Consider the following 20,694-nt stretch of genomic DNA (forward strand, 5'->3'; position numbering starts at 1 on the left):
GATTTCCGTCCCTTCGCGTCCGCTCAGCGCCAGTGGTCGGCCAATTCCTTCCATCTTACGACGCCGGTCTGAAGGGCGACATAGAGCGACGCGGCGACGAAATCGGCGCTGGTGCCGGGGTTGTGTCGCTCTTCCCGGAGCCAGGCGTCGAATGCCCAGTAGCGGGCATCCCCCAGCAGGCATCCCATCGGGATCCGCGCGAGGAGCGTGCGGGTTTTCTCGGAGACGTGCTCGGCGGTGGGGAAACTCGATTTGCGGGCGATCAGGGAATCGGGATAGGTCGCGAGCCACTCGAGGTGGAGCCGAACGACCGCTTCCTCGGTGCCCACTCGATGCCCAAGCAGACGCGTCAGGGTGGGGACCCCAAAGTCGAAGAGGTCGACGAAGCCGTCGGCGTACTGCTTGGCGATCAGGTCTCGCGACGCGGCCAGCCGCATGACGTCACGCAACGATTCGGTCGGCTGAGACGCGACGTCCTGCTCGTTGGCCTCTCCCAGCCCGCCGGGATTGGCGAGCCGAATCGCTTCGAAGGTTTGGATGGAGTCCGAGACCGTCGTCGTCGCGAGCACGCGTTCGACGTTGTCGGGGGTCAGGTCGTTCGCCGAGACCGAGGCGAGGGGGGCGAGGAGAAGGATGATACCGAGGTTGGCGTTGCTGCGGGAGAGGTGTCGGGTCGCGCGGACGGCCTCCAGGATCGTGGCTCCCAGCGGTTGCTGGGGAGCGTTCGCGAGAACCGGGCCGATGGCGATGCCGCCGCCAGCGAGATCGAGAAGGGAGAGGTCGTCGAAGCGAGCACCGGGATGAACGTTGCCCGCCTTGCGGGAAATCGTTTCCAGCAGCGACGCGAGTTGCACGTTGGTGGCGATGTCCGATGGTGTCGACACGGGGGTGCCTCGCGATGTTTAGAGAGAGGCCACCGCCATGTTGAAGACCGTGCTCTACGACGAGTGCGAGCGCCTTGTCCGGCCGACGGCGACGGGAATCAAGCGGCGGCGGGGACTCGGATTCGTGGTGGCCGGGGCTGACTGCTCCTGCTTGGGCGGAAGCGGACGCATGCCGATCGGCGCCGCGGTTCGCGGATCTCCTTGTCCCGACTGACGGGCGGTCAACGCCGAGCGAGTCCAGTCGGGAGCGCCTTGTCCGGCCTGGCGAGCACCACCCGCATCGCGGTAGGCGTGCGTCGAGGGTTGCGTCGTCGTCTCCTCGGGCATCGCTCCGCGAACGATTCGTTCCTTGCCGATCGTGCGGTTGGCTCGTTTATCCGCCATCGCGAGTCGGGTCGCGCGATCGGCACCCGTTCCCTTGCCGTCGATCAACCAGTTGATCCACGCTTGTTCGAGTTCGTTGACGTTGTTGAAGCCGTAGTGGCGACGCACGGCGTTGTCCCAACCCTGCTCTTGGCCGTCCCAGGCGAAGTCGAGGAAGGTCTGGCGTCCGTACTCTTGCCCCTTGAGGCTGACGAGGTAGTTCGCCACGGAGAAGCCCTGGGCGTACAAGGCCATGACGTCGCGCGGGTACTCGGTCAGGACGAAGAGCCGACGCAGTGGGATCATGCGGCCGCCGTTGATCATCTCTCGCACCATGAGGTCGTGTCGCGCCAGTTCCTGGTAGTCTTCGGAAAGGACCGCTCCCCCTTCGTCGGCCCAGCGCGGCAGCGGACGCCGAAAGCGGGCGGCGAAGACCGTGTGCGTCACTTCGTGGGGCAGCACGCTTTCCAGGATGCGATCGAGAGGCCCTTCGACGGTCATCTGTTGGTTGAGGATTTCTCCCTTGTCGAAGGTGAAGGCGGTCGCTCCACCGGCGCCGCCAAAGGTCACTTTCACGGTGACGGAGCAGGGCTTGTCCCAATTGGGGATCTCTTGGCCAAGCCACTCGACCGCCTTCTCGCGACGGTAGTACTCGGCGTAGCGCGCCACCTTCTCGGCCACATCGGCCCGGCGGGCCTTCACGACGAAGTTCTTCGACTTCCACGTCGCCCCAAGAGCCGAACCCGCGGGGATGAGCAGACTGAAGACGGCAACGACGGCCGGCATGAGACGCTTCACGTTGTTGGCTCTCCCTCGGGGTCTTGGTCAGCGCGACGACAGCAAGGCGGAGCGGGCTCTGTCGGATCACCCCGACAGTCGGAGTCGCTCAACGTCTTGGGGCGTCGCCGTGTGGAATCACCTGGAGTTGCAAAGGTCGTGCCGAGTTGGCCCGCGTGCCCTGCTTCTCGTTGTTCTGGCGGCGTAGGTCTCTTTTGCCAAAAGGGTTACGTCGTCGTTGTTCGGGGTGGGCCTCCAGCGCCTTCCGTCGCGTCGTTGAAAAAACTTACCCGACGCAGCCCCGACGGACAAACCGACGCGGGAAGGATGTTCGTGGTCGAGACCCCTCCAAGGCGGTAAAGGCCGGGAAATCGTCAATCCTTTCGTGAGCCGAGAGTTTGCGTTGGGAGGGTTGGGGTAGGTTCGGCTGTCGATGGAACGGACGCACGGCGATCATTTTCGATGTCGGCGTTCTAGGGGGCCAAGCGTCGTGGGCCGCGATTCGCGCGGATTCCCCGCTTTCTTACACGGTGGAACATGGTCGCGATCGTTGGTTTGGGCCTTCGTCAACGTCATCCGACCGCTTGTTCGGGGGGATTGGCGAAGTTCCGGAAAAAATGGTGTTACTCGATACGTGCGTCCCGAATTTTGGTTGGTATAATGTGGGCACTATGAGCGAAACACCACCGAAAAAGAAACAGGCCAATGTGGGCGGCTGGACCGTCTCCATTGTCGTCCATGTCGTAATCCTAGGCGTCCTGGCCTTCTGGGTGATAAGTCAGGCCACTGACGAGGATGCCACCCAAATCAGCGTCGACGGCGGCAACGCTTCCGTCTCCACGCCCGGCAAGGGAGATGCCATTGGCGGCGCCAACATCTCCAGCGGGAACCTTGGCAAGAAGGTCAAGGAGAAGATTCCCAAGGACGCCGAGATCGCGGAGATGATCACTCTCTTTATCAACCGCACCGATCGGCAGTCCGACAATCGCAAGATCAAAACGCTCGAGGAACGCCTCGAACAGCTCAAGGGCATGAGCAGCGAGGAGTCCGTTCGCCAGATCGGCGGCGTGATCCAGCAGGCGCTCTCGACCGGCATCCGCGCCTACTCGCCCGTCGAACCCGCCCCGAAGGGACCCTTCGACGTCGAGACCGGCATCATCTACAAGGCGATCTCGAAGAAGGGGCCATCCGGTGAGGAGACCTTCTACGTCCTCGTCGACAAGGATGGCCGGACGATGGAAGTGGCGGCCGGCAAGTCCGACTCCGCGGCGGTGAAAGCCCTCAACCTGATGGGGGGTTCGCCTCTCTTCCAAGAGGTGCTGCACGAGGCCGTGTTGCCGGTGGTCGATCGGTTCACCTGGAGCCAGGCCCCCGCCGCGACGCAACCGGCGCAGCCCAAGGCCTCTCCCGCCAAGTCCAAGGACGCTGGCGACAAGAAGGAAGAGAAGAAGAAGTAGTTCCTCACGGCGGCTCGGTGAGATTCGATGCTCGCCGTCTCCGCTTCATCTCGAACGTAGGAAGAGGGTCGGCGATTCGTCGGCCTTTCTTTTTGCCTTCTCCTCTCCCACGATCGCGACACCTTGTTCGCGTCAGCTGTCGTTAACGTCATTCCACTCGCCGGGCCGCCGACGCGCTGGGTGAGCCAAGCGTCCCTTGACGCTTTCTCGGTCCCGATTTAGCATTCACTGGCCAGTCGAGGCCACGGCATCGCCCCACGACGCCGCGGCAATGGTCGCGCTTCTTTGGCGTCCACGGTATCACGCTTGGGGGTTTTCCCCTCCGGCGACCTCCCCTTGGGGGAAGTGCGATGAACCAATCCCCATCACCACCTTGCCGCGAACGCGTCCGCCTGGAAGGGCACATCATCGACGCGTTGATCTTGCCCAAGGTCCTCGATCTGATCCTCAGCGATGGGGGACGCTACGAGATCCTCGACATCGAGATCGGTCGTTCGCGGCACGATCCGAGCTGGGCGGAGATCGAAGTTCGGGCCGACAACCCCACAACCCTCGAGTCGATCCTCCACAAGCTCGGCCCCCACGGCGCCACGTCGGTCGAGGCGGAGGATGCCGACTGTCAGGTGGCGGACATCGAAGGGACTTTCCCAGAAGGCTTCGCCAGCACCACCAACCTCCCGACCCAGGTCCGCGTCGACGGTTCCTGGATCCTGGTCGATGACCAGGAGATGGACTGCGGCATCGTCATCGGCGCCGATCACAAGAGTGCTCGCTGCGTGCCGATGCACCGGGTGGCCCTTGGAGATCTGGTGGTCGTCGGACGCAAGGGCGTCCGCGTTCTGCCGCAGTCGCCCCGCAAGAGCGACGCGGGTACGTTCCAGTTCATGACCAGCGAAGTCAGCAGCGAAAAGCCCAAGGGGGTGACGGTTCGTGATATCGCCGAGGAGTTCCGGCAGACGCGCGAGCGCGGCGAGAAGATCCTCCTCGTTGGCGGGCCGGCCATCGTTCACACCGGCGCCGGCGAACACATCTGTCGACTGATCCGCGGCGGCTTCGTTCAGGTCCTCTTCGCCGGCAACGCCCTGGCGACCCACGACATCGAACAAGCCCTGATGGGCACGAGCCTCGGTGTCGATCTGGAGCGTGGCTATCCCATGCACGAGGGGCACGAACACCATCTACGCGCCATCAACACGATTCGACGGGCCGGCGGCATTCGCCCGGCGGTCAAACAAGGAGTCATTCGTTCGGGCATCATGTACGAGTGTGTCCAGCACGGCGTCGAGTACCTGCTCGCCGGCTCGATTCGCGACGATGGCCCGCTCCCCGACGTGATGACCAACTGCGTCGAAGCGGTCGACCGCATGCGCGCGATGCGCGTCGGCGTCGGTTTCTGTCTCATGATCGCGACGACCCTTCACTCGATCGCGACCGGCAACATTTTGCCCGCGTCGATCCCGATCGCCTGTGTCGACATCAACCCGGCGACGGTGACCAAGCTCGCCGATCGCGGCACCGCGCAGTCGGTCGGCATCGTGACCGACGTCGAACCCTTTCTGCGGGCGCTGATCTTCGAGCTACTCGGGGCGGAGACCCCGTAGGCAGGCACCGTTCGCGGACCGCGACGATGGGTAGAGAGATCTGTTAGATCCGGAGGCTCCCCGACGATGACAGGACGTCAGGCTCGACTGTTGATGTGTCCTCCCGACCACTACGGGATCGAGTACGAGATCAACCCTTGGATGAGTCGCGCTTGCGAGAGCCATCACGGCAAAGCGACAATCCAGTGGCTCCAGCTCCGTCAGATCTTCGAGCAGCTTGGCGCGACGATCGAGTTGGTCGACCCCGTTCCCGGACTGCCCGACATGGTCTTCACGGCCAACGCGGGGTTGGTCTTTCACGATCGCATCGTCTCCTCCCGGTTTCGGCATGTCGAGCGCCAGGGGGAATCGGCGCACTTCGAGAGTTGGTTCACCGCTCACGGCTTCAACGTCGCCTCGCTCGCGACGCCGGCCCCTTTCGAGGGAGCGGGGGACGCGCTCTTCTGTGGCGACATCCTCTTCGCGGGCTATTTGCACCGCAGCGACATCCGCGCCCATACCAAGTTGGCCCACATCGTCGGCTGCCAGGTCCTCGGCTTGGAACTCGTCGACCCGCGGTTCTATCACCTCGACACTTGTTTTTGCCCGCTGGCGCCGGGGGTGGCTCTCTACTTTCCCGAGGCCTTTGACGACTACGGCCGACGGGTGCTCCAGGCCCACATCCGAACACTCATCGAGGTGGCCGAGGAGGACGCGGTGCGCTTCGGCTGCAACGCGGTGGTGATCGGATCGGATGTCGTCTTCAACGCGGGGTGTGATCACTTGGCGGAGCAGTTGTCGGTTCTTGGCTTCCGGGCCCACCAAGCCGATCTCTCCGAGTTCCTCAAGGCCGGCGGAGCCGCCAAGTGCTTGACGCTCCGACTCGACGGCGAGGAAGCCGCGATCTGGAAGAGCCTCGCCGCCTAACCTTCCGCGGCGGTCGTTCGCCCGGTCGCCACGTCGAACTCCGCGAGCATCGGGACGAGCATCGCCGCGATCGCGAACCCGTAGACACCTAGTCCCACCAGGAATGGACCGGTCTGGTCCCCGAGCAGAACCGCCACGATGCAATAGAAGGTCGCGAACGGCGTCATCGCCGCGGTGAGCGCGATCGCGTTGGACGGTGCGGTGGCACTGAGCGAGATCCAAAATCCGATGCTGCCAAGCACGATGAACAGGATGAAACTCGCCCACTGCGCCTCGAAGCGGCCGCTGACGAGAATCAAGAACAGGCAGACGAGAATGCCGACGAACAGCAGGAACATCGTGCCGAGGCTGTTGGCGATCGCGATCCGTGTGTTCTCGTACCGCAGGCCGAAGTGGACCCCCAGGACGGTCGCGAAAAGGACCAGCACCAGCGCATCGATCAGCATGTAGCTGACCGCCATCGGTTCGACGAATCCCCGCATGGCACCGACCGCGATCAGGATCAGCGGCCCGATCACCATCTCTTTCGCGTTGTAGATGATCCCGAGCAGCTTGCCGAAGACGAACTCCTTCGGCGAGACATCGGTGACGAGCAGCAAGTCGATCGATCTTAGGTCGCGCTCGGTCGTGATCGCGGTGACCGCTTGCGCGTTGACCAAGAGCAAGCTGAGCACCGCCAACGGCAGGAGACTGCGGGCGAGGAGGAGATGCCCGCGCGACTCGGGTGCCGGGGCGAAGAGCAGCGCCGCCAGCAGCAGTAGGAAGATGGCCACGTAGGCGACTTTGACGACGACCGGTCGGCCGCCGTAGGCCCGCGTGATGATCTCGCGCCAGAGAACCGGATTGCGCCAGACCTTGCGGACCTTGTCCTTGGCGAACGGGTGGGCGAGCCCCTTCTTCTCCGCCTCGGAGGTCTCCTCCCGCTGCATGATCGGTTCGCCACGCGGATTCCAGGCCCGCAAGCGGTAGGTGGTCCAGACGAGGAGCCCGACCGACGTCAACGTGGTCAGGACGAGGAAGATCAGCCCCGGCCGTATCGACTGGCGGAACGCGACGGAGGTTTCTCCCAAGTCGGTCGCGGCCGCGACGGCGCGGAAGGGGGAGATGATGGTGCACCAGTTGACGAAGGGCTGCCCGAGGATGGTCAGTCCGCCCAGCCCGACCGCGATCAGTTCGATGACGAGGACCCAGAGAGCGAGGACCAGCCCGGTCAGGGCGAACGCCTGGAAGGTTTGCTCACGCCAGGTCGCCATCAGGACCGCGAGGGAACTGGTCAGGAGAATCGCGCCGAGCGTCGCGGCTTGGACCTCGAAGACTTGGGTGAAGCTGATTCCCCCGAAGAGGACCATCAGCATGAAGATCGGCACGCCGGCGACGAGAAAGCTACCGACTTGCAGCAGGCAGCAGAAGAACTTGTCGACGATGATCTCGTGGTCGGGCAATCGGGTGATCAGCAAGAGGATGAAGGTGCGGCGCGCCTTTTCGTAGCTGATCGACGAGACGCCGGCGATGCAGGCGAGAAAGAGCAGGATCGCGAGCTGGGTGAAGGCGAGCAGTTGGAAGAGAACGACGTTGAAGTAGGCCAAATCGCCGATGCGCTGGACCTGCTGGAAGCCGATGATCGCTTGCCATGCGGTCCACATGAGGACGAAGAGCAGGGCGGCATAACCGGTGCGGAGCGTGGCGTAACGTGGTCGGCGAGGAGTGGTAAGGGCTTCCCGCGCGAAGATCGGTCCCCAGAGCAATCGACTTCTCCCATGAGCCCGCCGGGGCGGGCGCTGTTGGGGTTGATCGCCCGGCTTCCCACTGCCACTGAACTTGCCCGCGCACTTCCCCAGATAGGGCAATGATAAAGTTCTTCCCCGCTCAGGGCAAGCGAGGACGACCACCAGGTTTGGGGGGACTACCGTCACTCGGCTTCCGAGTCCCTTGCTGTCATACGCCCGATGGAGCCGAGTGGTTCACCACGCGGACTGCGGGGATACGCTCGGAGGGCATGCGTCCGAAGGCGGCATCGAATGACGCGACGTTCTGTTGATGAATGAGGTAGGCGACGGTGAGCCACGAGATGGCGACGCACAGGAAGAGACTGAGGGGCCCCGACCAGCCGCTGTTCGACCAGGGGATGAAAGCGCGGACGAGCACTAAGAGCGGCAAGGGCGTCAGCGTCATGAGGGTGAAGTAGGCTCCAACCGTGAACAACAACGCCATCCCCGACTTGCGGAGAAGCAGCGGCTCGAGGGTGCCGCGACGTTGCTCGTTGGGAAGCAAATCCGCCATCGACAGGGGCGTGAGGAAGGTGATCGTGGTGAGTTGCAGAAAGCTGATGGCGACGAAGAGATCGTAAGCGGGCGGTTTGTGTTGGACGCTCGTGGAGCCTTGAAAGAAGCATCCGGCCACGGTGCTCGCGAGGATGAACGCAAGGGCGGTCACGTACCCCAGTCGCGTCAGGAAGACACGCCGATCGCGAGTTCGGCGAACAATATCCCAGTGAACGATGGCCGCGACGCCGCGCATGGCTCCGGTTCCACTTGCTCTACAGGCTCCAGGATCAGAATTGCATCATCCCGCGAGCGACGGACTATAGGAAGCATGAAATGGCTCTGATCGCTCAACGGGCGTTTGGGAACGTTGAGGGGGGCGAGTCGCTCGGAGCCGTCCCCGCCGACGCGATGCGGCCGAAGGTGCGGTCGAAGGTGCGGTCGAAGGTGAGGACGCAGCGGCGGAGGAGGAAGCCGCCGAGGACGACGTAGGTGAGGAAGAAGAGCAGTCCCCAGGCGGCCTCGCCCACGGTCCGCTCGTAGCCGCTGGGACGATAGCCCGATCGATTGAAGAGGAACCCCCAAAGAAGCGATGGGATCAGACCGCCGATCACGTAGCCGCCCACCAGCGTCAGGACAAACGCGGTCCGGCCGGTCTTGCAGCATAGCGAGAGGTATTGGCCAAGAGCGACCATGAACCAGCCGTAGAGAAGCGTGAAAAACGGCATGGCGATGAGCTGAAACCCGTCGAGATCTTCCTGGCCGAGGAACAAAATGGCCGCGAAGGGGACGGACAGGGCCAGGTAGTAGAGGATCGGTTTCAGGGCCGCGACGTGCTTGGCGCGGACGATCTCCCACGCGGTCAGGGGCGTGGCGAGGACGAGTATCCAGCTTTCCTGATCGCGCTCGTTGGCGAAGCTGCCCGCGGCCCGGCCGATCGACGTGACGAACGCGATCACCCCGAACAGCGAGAGGAAGATCGAGGACGTCACGGTTGCGATCATGAGCATCTCTCGCTGCTTCGTCCCCCACCAGACCGACAGGGTGTAGAGACACGCCAGGAGTAGGGTGGTGTAGATGGTGGCGATGATATAGCGGACGGCTTTTCCCCATCGGGGGGCTCGGGCGAGCAGGTCGGGAAACGTCCATTCCTTCCAGAACATCGCGTCGTCCCCCACCGGGATCGTCTTTCGTCCCCGCGAAGGGCGTTTCGACTTGCTCGTGGTGGAAGTCCGCACGCGCCCGCTCCGAAAGGCGGCTCGCACCCGGACGCACGAGATCCGCAGAAAGACCATCCCCACCAGTCCGTGCGCCACCACGTATGCGAGCGTCATCCACACGAAACGTGGATCTTCCGCGAAGGCACTGATGATCCACGCGTAGAAGACGAAAGGCTCGACGATCATCGCCAAGCCGGTGTAGTGCGACAGGGTGGTGAGGACCGACGCCGGGGTGTCGCCGAGATCGATCCACTGACCATAAGCTCGCAGCGCGGCGACGATCAGCCACGGGACGCAGGGCAGGATGAGGAGCAGCACGACGACCGCCCATTGGCCGTTGCCGACGCTCGCTTTGACGGTGGGGCTGATGATCGAGACGAACAGGCAGATCGCCGACGCGGAGAAGAGGGTCGCGAGCGTGACGATGGTCAGAAGCGTCAGACGCAGCGGATCGACGCCGCCGAGGAAGGTCGAGAAGGCGAGGACCGGCGCGCCGGCGAGGAGGAACTGCAGGACGGTCAGGGTGCTGCCGATCCACTTGCCGAGGGCGATCTCGCGGTTGGAGAGGTGGGTGTCGAAGAGGTGGTCGAAGGTCCGCCGTTCCTTTTCGAGGGCGATCGGCGTCGCGACGTAGTTGGGCGTCAGGATGAGCACCGCGAGGAGCTGGACGAACGTCATCCACAGGAAGAAGGTATGAGCGACGGCCGCTTCATCGGGGATCCCCGTGCCGATCTTCACGTCGACGACCGACCGCACGGAGAGAAGGATGACGAGGAGGAGAGCGACGTATCCCGCTCGCAGCAGGAAGGTCTTCCAGCGTCGCGCATGGCGTATCGCTTCCCACCCGAGGATCGGTCCCACGAGATCCAACGCACGCACTGTGAACGGTCCTTCCCTTCCCGACGTTCTTCCGGTAGCTACACCATCTCTCTCATGATCGCAGAGATGGTTTGGCGATTCCATGGCTACTCAAGGGGCACCGGTCAACCCGAGGGTTCGTCGAGTCTCTCGGTCGGTCTCTTGTTGACGGCACCGACCTGAGCCGCGTCGGTGGATCCCGTGGAAACGGGCGAGGACGATCCGCCGATGCCGGGAAGTTTCGTTCGATGCATCGGTCCCGGTGGGGGATGCTCTTCCCCCCGACCCATCCAGTGATCGAACTGCAAGATGGCGCGGGCGTAGAGGACGACACCGATCGCGGCGAAAAGCAGCACGTAGCCGACACTGATGAGCAGCAAGTCGGAGTCACCGGCGAGATAGTCTTGTTCAAACTCTTCGGAAGTGAAGGCCGAGCCGGCGAGGACCGCCCAAGGGAGAGCGAGGATCACCAGTTTGGTGATCAGTTCCGCATCGATGCCGGTCGCGACCAACGGCAAGAAGATGAGAAAGGAGCCGAAGAGATGGCCGAACCCGCCGAAGAGTGCCAAGATCACGAACGTCACCCCGATCGAGGACATCGTCGATTTCCGCAAGAGCGAATGGTGGACGCCGAGCGCGGCGACGAAGAGGGCGTAGGCGAGAGTCGCGATGACCAGACAAGGGACGGCGAAGAACGAGAGGCTGCCAACGTAGACCGCGACGCACCACCCGGGAAGGAGAATGCCGAGGACGACGATGATCGGCCGTAGCGAGTGGAGCATCTTGGCCCGGACGATCTCGCGACCGGTCAGCGGTGTCGAGAGGATGGAGAGCCAAGTATCGCGTTCCCGCTCGGCGGTGACGCTGCTCGCGGCTCGAATCGCCACCCAAATGTAGGTGAGCCCGATGATGAGCGTTCCGACGAACTTGAGGTAGTCATCGAGATCGGTGAAGGCGGCCCGAAGGTGCTTGCCGTGATAGAAGTGCTCATAGAAACCGGCGGCGAAGGGAGCATAGAACCCGAGCAGCAGCGCGAGTAGCGCTCCGGTCGCGACGAAGCTCCGGTGTGCCCGGATCTCGAAGGTCCATTCCTTCCAGAGCATCGGGTCGTGCTTGACCGTCAGGATGCGTTTGCGTTCTCGCCGCCAGGGAAGCGTCCATCCCTTCTTTTTTCCGCCGGACGCGCCGCGATGAATCGCTCGGATGCGAGTTACCGCGAACGAGAGGAGAACCACCGCGAGCGAAAGGTGAAAGGCCGAGTAGAGCGTGACGATGAAGGCGACTTGATCGAGCGACGTCGATTCAATCAACCAGTACCAGGCGACGAACGGCTCGATGATGCTCAACTGCTCGGCGATGAATTCGGCCAACGCGCCAAAGAAGCGGCTGGCTGGCGTCTTGTGGTCGTACCACCACTCGATGGTTTCGGCGATCGAGTAGCTGCCGAGCGACAAGAGGAGCGGCGAGAGGAGCAGGATGACGACCCAGGCATAGACCGCGGTGATCGCGCGTCGGAGCCGCGTGATGTAGATCGAGACCAGCATCGCGACCGCCGAGGTCGACGCGATCGTCGCCAACGAGAGGATGCTGAACCAGAGGAGCTTGGTGGCATCGATGCCGCCGAAGAGCTGGGCGAAGCTGAGGATCGGGATGCCGACGAGGACCAAGAGCCCGACATTGAGCGATCGGGCCGCCCACTTGCCGAGCACGACTTCCCGATTGCGCAAGTCGGTGGCGAAGAGATACTCGATCGTTCGTCGTTCGCGTTCGACGGTGATGGCGGTACCAACATAGGCCGGGGTCAGGAGCAGGATCGCGAAGAGCTGGGCGAAGCTGAACTGCGAGAAAAACTGTTGGGCGAAGCGGGAGAAGAACTCGAGCGATGGATCGCTTCCCGTTGGTCCCCCTCCCCAAGCGAGACGTGCCTGTTCGTAACTCGTGTAGAGCACGACGAGCAAGACGCATGCGTAGAGGGCTCTGACGAAGAAGTAACGACGCCTCCGAATGAGGGTCGTCATTTCCCAACCGAGAATAGGCCCGAAGAGGGTCCATCGGCGCACTAGGGGGCTCTCCTTCGCTACCGGACGATGGGCTCGAGATGCCGTTGCAGCCTAGCCGATGGGACGTGGTCTCTCCAGCCCATTCGGAGGAAAGGGGCAGCGGTTGGTGGCGAACAAGCTTCGAAACCTTCAAACCGTTCTCTCCCCAAGGAGAGGTGAGAAAAGTCTGGCCCTTGGTCGTCGATCAGCACTAGTGCATTGGTCCTTCTAACTCTTGGGGTGCCACTGGCTGCTTGTCAGCCAGTGCCAAAGGGTTAGGGTTGCACCAGCACCAACTTCAAGTTGGAACAGAACACTAGGAGGGCATGTGGGCGATGATGGCGTCGACCATCTCGCGGGTGCCGACCGCTTGTGTTTGATCCTTTGATGGCTTGAGGTCGTAGGTGACCGAAACCCCTTCGGCGATGACGGCCGCGACGGCTTTCTCCAGGCGTGCGGCGGCATCGACCTCGCCGAGATGGCGAAGCATCATCGCCGAGGAGAGAATCAGGGCGGTCGGGTTGACCCGGTTCTGTCCCTTGTACTTGGGGGCGCTGCCGTGCGTCGGTTCAAAGACCGCGGCCTTGTCGCCGATGTTGCCGCTGGGGGCGATGCCGATGCCGCCGACGATGCCCGCCGCCAAGTCGCTGATGATGTCCCCGTAGAGGTTGGGCAACACGAGGATGTCGAACTGTTCGGGCTTGAGCACCAACTGCATACAGACGTTGTCGATGATGCGGTCCTCGAACTCGATGTCCGGGAACTCGCGTGCCAGCTCACGTGCGACCTGGAGGAAGAGCCCATCGGTGCACTTCATGATGTTCGCTTTATGCACGGCGGTGACGCGCTTGCGGCCGAACTTGCGGGCGTAGTTGAACGCGAACCGCACGATGCGCCGACTACGCGCCTCGGAGATCGGCTTGATCGACAACCCCGTGTCGCGCCGGACTTTGCGGTGACTGAAGCGGTTGATTTGGTCGACCAACTCCATCGTCACGGGTTTGCCCGCCTCGAATTCGACCCCGACGTAGAGGTCCTCGGTGTTTTCGCGAATGATCACCAGATCGACGTCGGCATCGTCATAGCGCGACGCAACTCCCTCGTAGCGTCGGCAGGGCCGAAGGCACGCGAAGAGATCGAGCTCCTGGCGCAGCGTGACGTTGACGCTGCGGACGCCGGGCCCCGACGGGGTGCTCACCGGGCCTTTGAGGGCGACCTTGTTGCGGCGGATGGAATCGAGGGTGCGCGCGGGTAGAGCGGTCCCTTCCTTTTGAAGGGCGTCGCTGCCGGCTTGATGAACATCCCATTGGATCGACACTCCGGTGGCATCGATGCAGCGACGGGCAGCCTCGCAGAGTTCGGGCCCGGTGCCGTCGCCGGGGATCAGTGTGACATGATGCATGTAGTTTGCCTCGGAGACTCCCTGCGACCGGGGCGATGCGGTCACTCCTCCGATTCGATGCCCTAGGGCAGCCTCCAGTTAACCCTAGGCCCGCCCGTGGAGGTCGTCAAGGAGGTCTCGGTCTCGCCTCTCCGCCGACGGAGTTTCTCGTCGTTCCGCGTCACCCTTCGCCTAGGCACGTTCCCGTGTTCGTGTTAACCAGACGTCAATTCGTCTCGCTCGCACGGAACCAACATCAATTGCTCTAACATCGCGGCCGCCAGCATGAACGATCTCACCCTCGAACCGAGGTCTCACCGTCTTGTGCTAAAGGCGGGCTCCTTCTCGGTTTGGTTCCCAACCTTGATCGCCTTGTCGCTGATGCTGCCCGGGTTGGCGTCGCGTGGTCCGCTCGATGGCCACGAAGTCCTCGTCGCCCAGACCGCTCGGGAGATGCTCCAGCGTGGCGATTGGGTCCATCCGACCTTCGCGGGGGGACCTCGCTATCAGAAGCCCCCGCTCGCCTACTGGTTGGCCGCCACAAGCTACCGCGTCTTTGGTGTTTCGAATCCCTTCACCGCCCGCTTGCCGACGGCGTTGGCGACCGTCGCGACGACCGCGCTGTTGGCATGGTTCTCCTCAAGAGCGTTCGGCGCCACGATCGGGCTGCTCACGGGACTAGTCTTCACGACCACTTACGCCACCATTGCTTACGGCAAACTGGCGCTGGTTGATGGCCAACTCGTTCTTTGCGTCGCGACGGCGATTCTCGCCGCGGGGGCCGATCGCTGGTCGGGCAAACGTCTGCCCAACTCCTTTTGGGTCCTCACCTTCTGGATTGCGACCGGGCTATCGGTCCTGGCGAAGGGGCCGATTGGACCCGCGATCGTGCTGCCGACGGTTCTACTCTATCGTGGCGTGCGCAAGACCTGGTCGTCCGATCGTCCGTTCTTGCTGCATCCGGCGACACTGGTTGGAGTTCCGCTCTTTCTCGTGCTCGCCCTGGGGTGGCCGTTGTTGGTATGGCAGGAGCAACCCCAGGCCGCGTCGATCTGGAAGGCCCAAAGCCTCGATCGCTATCTTGAGCACTGGGGGCCCAGCAACAGACCCTGGTTTTACTACTTTTACCAAGCCCCCTTGTTGACCCTGCCTTGGTCGCCGCTGTGGCTTCTGGGGCTGGGGCTTACGCTCCGACGACTTTGGCGACGTCGTCTCGGCGATCACCGGCTTCTGCTGCTTTGCTGGTTCCTCGTCAGCTTGACGCTCCTCAGCTTCTCCGCGGGCAAACGCGATCACTACATCTTGCCTGGCCTTCCTCCGCTGGCTCTCTTCGCGGCTCTCGGTCTTTGTCGATTGGTGCTGATCACAAGAGGTTTCCTCGTGGGACGCCGAGAATGGGAGCCGATCGTCGCTGGGCTATTCCTGCTCGTCGGTGGCGGAATCGGGATTGGCTTGTCGGTCGCCTACGAGAACACTTGGCTCACAGTCGGGGTGTTTGGGGTAACCTTGGCGATTGTCCTCGCGTTGATGCTACTGCGGCGCTGGGACCGTCGCGACCGTCGGCTGCGTCCGGTGGTCGTGGGCTTTGGTGCCGTGGCGGTGGCGTGGCTCATTGGTGATGTGTCGCTGCGCTCTTTCTTTCAGGGCCGCGATGGGACACTCGCGCTCTTGCGTCGACAGCGGGACCTTCTCGACGAGGCCGACGAAGTCGTTCAGTTCGGGAGCAACGATCGCTGGACCGCGTTCCCGATCGGGCGGCCGATCATCTGGAGCCGGTCCGCCGAGAGCTTTCCGACCATCGAGACTGCGGGGCGCACCATCGTCGTCCTCGTCCCCAGGGATCGTCTCGAGATGCTCGAGTCTGTCGCTCCGTTCCATGTCGTTGACCGGATCGAAGGAGATCGCTCGCCCGCGGAACACTCCCCGCGTCGCGACTTCGCCGTCGTCCGTCTGGAAGCGGGAGGGACTCGGCGATGAATTCCAAGATGTCGCGCTGGCACGTCGCGTGGGGGATCCTCCTTCTCGCGAGCGGTGCGGTTCTCTTCACGAACCTCGGCGGCTATCGCCCCTTGACGACCCACGAGGTCTACGTCGGTCAAACCTCGCGCGAGATGCTCGCGGCGGGAACGTGGACCACGCCCCGCTTCCTCGGGGAGCCCCGTTGGCAGAAGCCGCCGCTCGGCTATTGGCAAGTGATGCTCACCTCGTCGCTGGCGGGGGAGTCGACCACATGGCTGACCCGGTTTCCCTCGGCGCTCGCGGGGCTCGCGCTGGTCGTCCTGTTGACCGTGTGGGCGACCCGTCGCTTTGGGCGCCCGATTGGCTGGTGGACCGGGTTCATCCAAGCGACGAGTGTCGGCATGCTTACCCAGGCCCGGCTCGCGGAAGTCGACATGACGTTGACCTTCCTGGTGGCCCTGTCGCTCGTGTCGTACAGCATGGCGGTTCGGTCGACGCGTTGGTCGAGGTCGCTGTACCGACTCTTCTGGCTGGCGATGGCTTTGAGCCTGCTCGCGAAAGGGCCGGTCGGGCCGTTCCTGATTCTGCCGGTGGTGACACTCCACGCCATGTGGCTGCCCGGCAAGAGACATCGTTGGCGTTGGCTCGATCCGGTCGGCATCGTCCTCTTTCTCGGGGTGTCGCTTTCCTGGCCGGTGGCGGTGCTGATGAATGAACCGAACGCGTGGGGTGTCTGGCGAGCCGAAGCGCTCGGGCGTTTTCTGCGGGATCCCAACGGCGTGGTGCGGATTCCGTTCTACTACGTTGTGGCCGCGCTGTGGTTGACCCTGCCTTGGACGCCGTGCTGGTTGGCTCATTGGATACGGCATGCGAGACGGCGTCACTCGTGGCGGACGCTTCGTGCCGAGGATCGCTTGCTGGTGCTTTGGTTCCTCGTTCCGCTGGTGTTGCTTTCGCTCTCGGGCGGCAAACAGGAGCACTACCTTCTACCCGCGCTTGCCCCGATGTCGATCTGGTCGGCCCGCTGGCTGTCGCGGCTCCGCTTGTCTTGGCGACCGATGGCTTGGCCGCGTTGGGGCGTGATGCGCGGTCCCGGCTTGGTGCCCGCCTGTGCTCTGGTGGTGGTCATCGCCTTGGCGCACGGGTGGGTCTTGCCTCTCGTTCACGGTCGCCATCGAGCGGCGAATTGGGCGCGAGCGCTCGCCGAGCATCTCGAGCCCGGTACCTCGGTCGAGGCGCTGGGGCATTCGGTGCTTTGGCTCTCCTTTTACGTCGATGCGCCGCTCGATCGGGTCGACTCGCTCGAAGAGTTCTTCGCCAAGCCGAGCGACCGGGCGCGATGGGTTCTCACCACCCGACGAGTCCTTCGGGACGTTCGGCCGCGCTACCGCGTTCTCAAGGAGTTGGCACCCTTGGACGCCGTCGACGACAAGCATCAGTTCGTTCTCGCCAAGCTCGCTCCTCTTCCCGCACCTCCCGCCGCGAATTAGATCCCTCGTCGTCGCGAGGGTTCAGCGGCCATCGAATGCTCGCTAGCCCGTGGAATCAACCTCAACGCCCGGCGTCCGAAGCCCGTCGGATGCCGATGATCGTGGAGCCTCTTCAATTGACCCTCGCGTGGGTACCCCGACCACGAAGTTCTTTGCGCTCGCGCCGGGAAGTCGCTAGACTGTTGCCAAGAACGACCAACACCAGGGAACCGATATGCCGACTCTTTCGTTTGAAGCGACGCGCGACGTCGCCCGCTCGCTGCTTGGGGAAATGGGAGCGCCGACCGATCACGCGAGCATTGTCGCCGACCACCTCGCTTGCTGCCATCTGGCCGGTCACGACTCGCACGGGTTGATCCGGTTGCCGCAATATCATCGTCTGGTCTGCGAAGGTCAGATCGTCACGACGACCGAGCCACGTCTCGAGAAGGAGACCGCGTCGACCGCTCTGATCGACGGCTGCTGGACGTGGGGCCAAGTGGTCGCGAAGAAGGCGACCAGCGTCGCGATGGAGAAAGCCCGTTCCTCCGGACTCGCGGTGGTCAGCGCCCGCGACTGCAATCACATCGGCCGCTTGGGGGCATACGCGCTGGAGGCCGCGGAGCAGGGCTTCGTCGCGAAGGTCTGGTGCAACGTCCATGGCATCGTGCGGATGGCGCCCTGGGGTGGACTCGACCCTCGCTTCGGGACCAATCCCTTGGCGATCGCCATCCCGCGCCGCGGCAAGCCAATCGTCGTCGACATCACCACCACGGCGGTCGCGGAGGGGAAGGTTCGGTTGGCTCGCAATCGCGGCGTCGACATTCCCGAAGGGTGGATCCTCGACAAGGAGGGGAACGCGACGACCAATCCCGCCGATCTCTACGACGGGGGGACGCTCCTCCCGTTCGGTGGGCCGCTCGGGCACAAGGGCTACGGGCTGGCGCTCGTGGTCGATCTTCTCGGCGGGGCACTCACCGGAAGCGGATGCGGCGCGATGCCCGGCGTCCGCGTTGGCAACGGGATCACGGTGGAGGTGCTCGATCCGGGCGCGATGGGCGACCGCGAGGAGTTTCTCGATCGGGTCGAGTCGTTTGTCGAGTACGTCCAAAGCTCTCGGCCCAAGCCTGGCGTCGAGTCGATCCTACTCCCCGGCGAGCCGGAGTTTCGCACCGAAGAATCGCGGCGCCGCGACGGAATCGTCATCGACGACGGGACTTGGGAGCAACTCGGGCAAGTCGCCGCGGATCTCGGGATCAAACTTCCGTCGGCGTAGGCGGTAGGTGGAAGAAATCGGGTCTCGAGGGAGCCAACTGGGCGATGCTCGACTTCGTCGAGATCGAGGGGGTGACGGGCGAGCGGCAGTCGGCGCTCGCGGTGGTCGAGGGGGATGGTCCCTATCCGGTCATCCTCGTGCATGGCATCATGGACAACTTGCGCCGTTGGATCACTCAGCGCGAGGCGCTGCAACGGGCGCTCGTCCTCCCCGAGCCACGCGGCAGCCTGCCGCTGTTCGACTGCGATCATCTTCGGAGTGGTCGCTTCGGCAACCTCCCCAGGCTGCTCGAAGGAGCGGGGCTCCTACCCCGGCTCGCCGAGGAAGAGATTCCCGCGGTCGCGTACAGTTACCAGAAACCGTTCGACTTGCCGGTCGCGCCGATGGAGGACGCGATCGCCAAGCTCCATCGGACGATCCTTTGGGCGCTCGAGCGTTGGGGGGCCCAGCGAGTGATCCTGGTCGGGCATAGCCGGGGTGGACTTGTCTGCCGCCACGCGCTGCTGTACGACTCGCCGGTCATGCCGGCCCGTAGGGCTCGGCGGCTAGTCGATCGTTCGATCGCGATCGCCACTCCGCACCGGGGATCGCGCTTCGCCAACCTCTCGACAACAGTCGGTCAAAACTTCGGGCGTTTCGAGCGTCTCTTCACGTTGCTGGAGTCGTTTCGAAGCACGCGTCGCTCGCGTTTTCTCGATTGGTTCGCCCGCTTCCAAGCACTCACCGCGAACTTCAGTCTGTTGGCTCCCGGTTCCGAGGAGGTCAGTCGGGCGAAGTCGAGCGATTTGCCGACGCTTCCCGGTGGCTACTACGCGATCGCGGGATGTTCGGCGACCTACTTTCGGTGTGAAGTGCCGGTGATCGGCAAGTTGCGGCTACCGCCGACGGGGACCATTCCCGAGTTCATCGATGGGCAGGGGGATATGGCGGTCTCGCTCGAAAGCGCCCTCGATATCCCCGACCCCAGTCCGCATCGAACGCGGATTCGGCCCTACAATCACGAAACGATCACCTTTAGCCCCCGCGTTCACGACACCCTCGTCCATTGGATCCGCGGGTGACCAGGCCAATGGGTCACCATTACGCCCCTCGGTGGTGGAGGATCTGGTGTCGCAAGGGTGTCACTGGCTGCTTGCCGCCAGTGTTCGGTCGGGCGATTGGAGCAGGTGAGCGTCGGACGACCACGCCGGTGGGCCACGGACCCACCATACGGTCGAGACGGGAGATGGAGGGGCGAGTTCCACCCTACTTCTTGGCGGGCGGGGGATTGAGGCGTTCCATCGCGACTTTCTGGCTTCCGAAGATCCGCTCGAGGTTGGAAGCGTTCTCGCCCGCCTTCTTGCCGGCGCTCCAGAGCATCGCTTGGCCGAGCATCTTCTGGAAGCGGGGATCGTCCCATGTCTTCTGGTGATGCCCCATGCCGGTGTAGTAGACGCGGCCCTTGCCGTAGCTGCTGCACCAGGTGATCGGATAGTTGGGGCGAGCGTAGGCTCCGTTGCGATCCTTCTGATCGAGCGACGACGTGTTGAGCATCATCAGGATTCGCAGGTTCGGTTGCAGCCCCTTGTAGACGTACCACTCATCGGGAAGCGAGAAGGTCGTCGGAAACGCCTCCATGCCGGGAAAGCTCGGTTCGATGACTTCGATCGCTCCCGGTTGGACGCGGCCATGGGTGGCGAACTCGCCGCCGACCATCTCGAGGAAGGGTTTGCGTCCCTCTTCGACCCAGCCGTGGAAGGTGTCGGCCCCGCCACAGTGGGTCATCACGATGCCGCCGCCCTGCTTGATGAAGTCGAGGATCGCCTGCCGGTCCTCCTTCTTCATCGCGGGGAAACCGTCGTTACCCGGCTTGTCGAGATCGCCGGTCGTCATGAGAAAGACCGCGTCGTAGTCCTTGAGGTTCTCCGCGTTGAGTTTGCTCGCGTCCTTGGTCGGCTCGACGTCGACCCCAACCTCCTTACCGATCGCGACCATCGTCTTTTCGACGTGGCTGAGTTCCTCCTTCTTCGGACGGCGAACGACGCCGTGCTCATAGCCCGAGGACTTGGTGAGTAGGAGGACCTTGGGCTTCCCGTCGGCTTTCTTTTGGGCGTCGCCGGATTCGGCGGCCAAGAGAAGCGAGGGTGACGCGAGTAGGCCGCATAGGAGTGCCGCGGAAAGGGCGATGCGCATCGAAGGAGGTCTCCGGTGAAATTGCTAGTGATGTCGGGAAGATCGCGATCGATTGTTCGCTCTTGAGCTTA

At 63.5% G+C, this 20,694-nt stretch carries 15 protein-coding genes; 7 read left to right on the top strand and 8 right to left on the bottom strand.

The window, feature by feature from the left end; translation table 11 throughout:
- Positions 1-23: 23 nt before the first annotated feature.
- Entirely contained in the window at positions 24-884 is an 861-nt protein-coding gene (locus Pan216_RS03095) for a triphosphoribosyl-dephospho-CoA synthase (RefSeq protein ID WP_145254663.1), read from the bottom strand.
- 54 nt (positions 885-938) lie between these two features.
- Positions 939-2,045 carry a gluzincin family metallopeptidase gene (locus tag Pan216_RS03100; RefSeq protein ID WP_419193202.1) on the bottom strand — a complete coding sequence of 369 codons (1,107 nt, stop codon included), beginning with the start codon at positions 2,043-2,045 and terminating at the stop codon, positions 939-941.
- A gap of 650 nt (positions 2,046-2,695) precedes the next feature.
- Between Pan216_RS03100 and Pan216_RS03105 the strand changes: the two genes are divergently transcribed.
- The 3 genes from Pan216_RS03105 to Pan216_RS03115 all read left to right on the top strand — a co-directional run bounded on the left by Pan216_RS03105 (position 2,696) and on the right by Pan216_RS03115 (position 5,988).
- Positions 2,696-3,481, top strand: a complete 786-nt coding sequence (locus tag Pan216_RS03105; RefSeq protein ID WP_145254666.1) for a dsRNA-binding motif domain-containing protein — start codon at positions 2,696-2,698, stop codon at positions 3,479-3,481.
- 350 nt (positions 3,482-3,831) lie between these two features.
- Positions 3,832-5,082, top strand: a complete 1,251-nt coding sequence (locus tag Pan216_RS03110; protein ID WP_145254669.1) for an ornithine cyclodeaminase, nickel-pincer nucleotide-dependent — start codon at positions 3,832-3,834, stop codon at positions 5,080-5,082.
- A gap of 66 nt (positions 5,083-5,148) precedes the next feature.
- On the top strand, positions 5,149-5,988 hold the full coding sequence (locus tag Pan216_RS03115; RefSeq protein ID WP_145254672.1) for a dimethylarginine dimethylaminohydrolase family protein: 840 nt from the start codon (positions 5,149-5,151) through the stop codon (positions 5,986-5,988).
- Here Pan216_RS03115 and Pan216_RS03120 read toward each other — a convergent pair.
- The 5 genes from Pan216_RS03120 to Pan216_RS03140 all read right to left on the bottom strand — a co-directional run bounded on the left by Pan216_RS03120 (position 5,985) and on the right by Pan216_RS03140 (position 13,768).
- On the bottom strand, positions 5,985-7,733 hold the full coding sequence (locus Pan216_RS03120; protein ID WP_145254676.1) for an ABC transporter permease family protein: 1,749 nt from the start codon (positions 7,731-7,733) through the stop codon (positions 5,985-5,987). The two genes, Pan216_RS03115 and Pan216_RS03120, sit on opposite strands and share 4 nt — an antisense overlap.
- 190 nt (positions 7,734-7,923) lie before the next feature.
- Positions 7,924-8,505, bottom strand: coding sequence for a hypothetical protein (locus Pan216_RS03125; RefSeq protein ID WP_145254679.1), 582 nt, complete (start codon positions 8,503-8,505; stop codon positions 7,924-7,926).
- A gap of 94 nt (positions 8,506-8,599) precedes the next feature.
- The gene (locus Pan216_RS03130) at positions 8,600-10,348 is read right to left on the bottom strand and encodes an ABC transporter permease subunit (RefSeq protein ID WP_419193203.1); all 1,749 of its coding nucleotides are present in this window, start codon (positions 10,346-10,348) and stop codon (positions 8,600-8,602) included.
- Between the two features lie 104 nt (positions 10,349-10,452).
- Positions 10,453-12,387: an ABC transporter permease subunit gene (locus tag Pan216_RS03135; protein ID WP_145254685.1), complete on the bottom strand. Its 1,935-nt coding sequence runs from the start codon at positions 12,385-12,387 to the stop codon at positions 10,453-10,455.
- Between the two features lie 295 nt (positions 12,388-12,682).
- Positions 12,683-13,768, bottom strand: a complete 1,086-nt coding sequence (locus Pan216_RS03140) for an isocitrate/isopropylmalate dehydrogenase family protein (protein WP_145254688.1) — start codon at positions 13,766-13,768, stop codon at positions 12,683-12,685.
- A 264-nt stretch (positions 13,769-14,032) separates the two neighbouring features.
- Here Pan216_RS03140 and Pan216_RS03145 point away from each other — a divergent pair, with 264 nt between their 5' ends.
- From Pan216_RS03145 to Pan216_RS03160, 4 genes are all read left to right on the top strand, one after another.
- Positions 14,033-15,724, top strand: coding sequence for an ArnT family glycosyltransferase (locus tag Pan216_RS03145; RefSeq protein ID WP_145254691.1), 1,692 nt, complete (start codon positions 14,033-14,035; stop codon positions 15,722-15,724).
- On the top strand, positions 15,721-17,196 hold the full coding sequence (locus tag Pan216_RS03150) for an ArnT family glycosyltransferase (protein ID WP_145254694.1): 1,476 nt from the start codon (positions 15,721-15,723) through the stop codon (positions 17,194-17,196). The genes Pan216_RS03145 and Pan216_RS03150 overlap by 4 nt, the downstream gene beginning before the upstream one ends.
- Before the next feature lie 214 nt (positions 17,197-17,410).
- A complete protein-coding gene (locus tag Pan216_RS03155; protein ID WP_145254697.1) occupies positions 17,411-18,451 on the top strand; it encodes an Ldh family oxidoreductase in 1,041 nt (346 codons plus the stop codon).
- Positions 18,452-18,495: 44 nt separating this feature from the next.
- The gene (locus tag Pan216_RS03160) at positions 18,496-19,512 is read left to right on the top strand and encodes a lipase family alpha/beta hydrolase (RefSeq protein WP_145254700.1); all 1,017 of its coding nucleotides are present in this window, start codon (positions 18,496-18,498) and stop codon (positions 19,510-19,512) included.
- A gap of 184 nt (positions 19,513-19,696) precedes the next feature.
- On the opposite strand, the gene Pan216_RS03165 is transcribed toward Pan216_RS03160, so the two are convergent.
- Positions 19,697-20,623, bottom strand: coding sequence for a ThuA domain-containing protein (locus Pan216_RS03165; protein ID WP_145254703.1), 927 nt, complete (start codon positions 20,621-20,623; stop codon positions 19,697-19,699).
- Between the last annotated feature and the right edge of the window lie 71 nt (positions 20,624-20,694).

The sequence above is a fragment of the Kolteria novifilia genome (assembly GCA_007748055.1).
Taxonomy (GTDB): Bacteria; Planctomycetota; Planctomycetia; order Kolteriales; family Kolteriaceae; genus Kolteria; species Kolteria novifilia.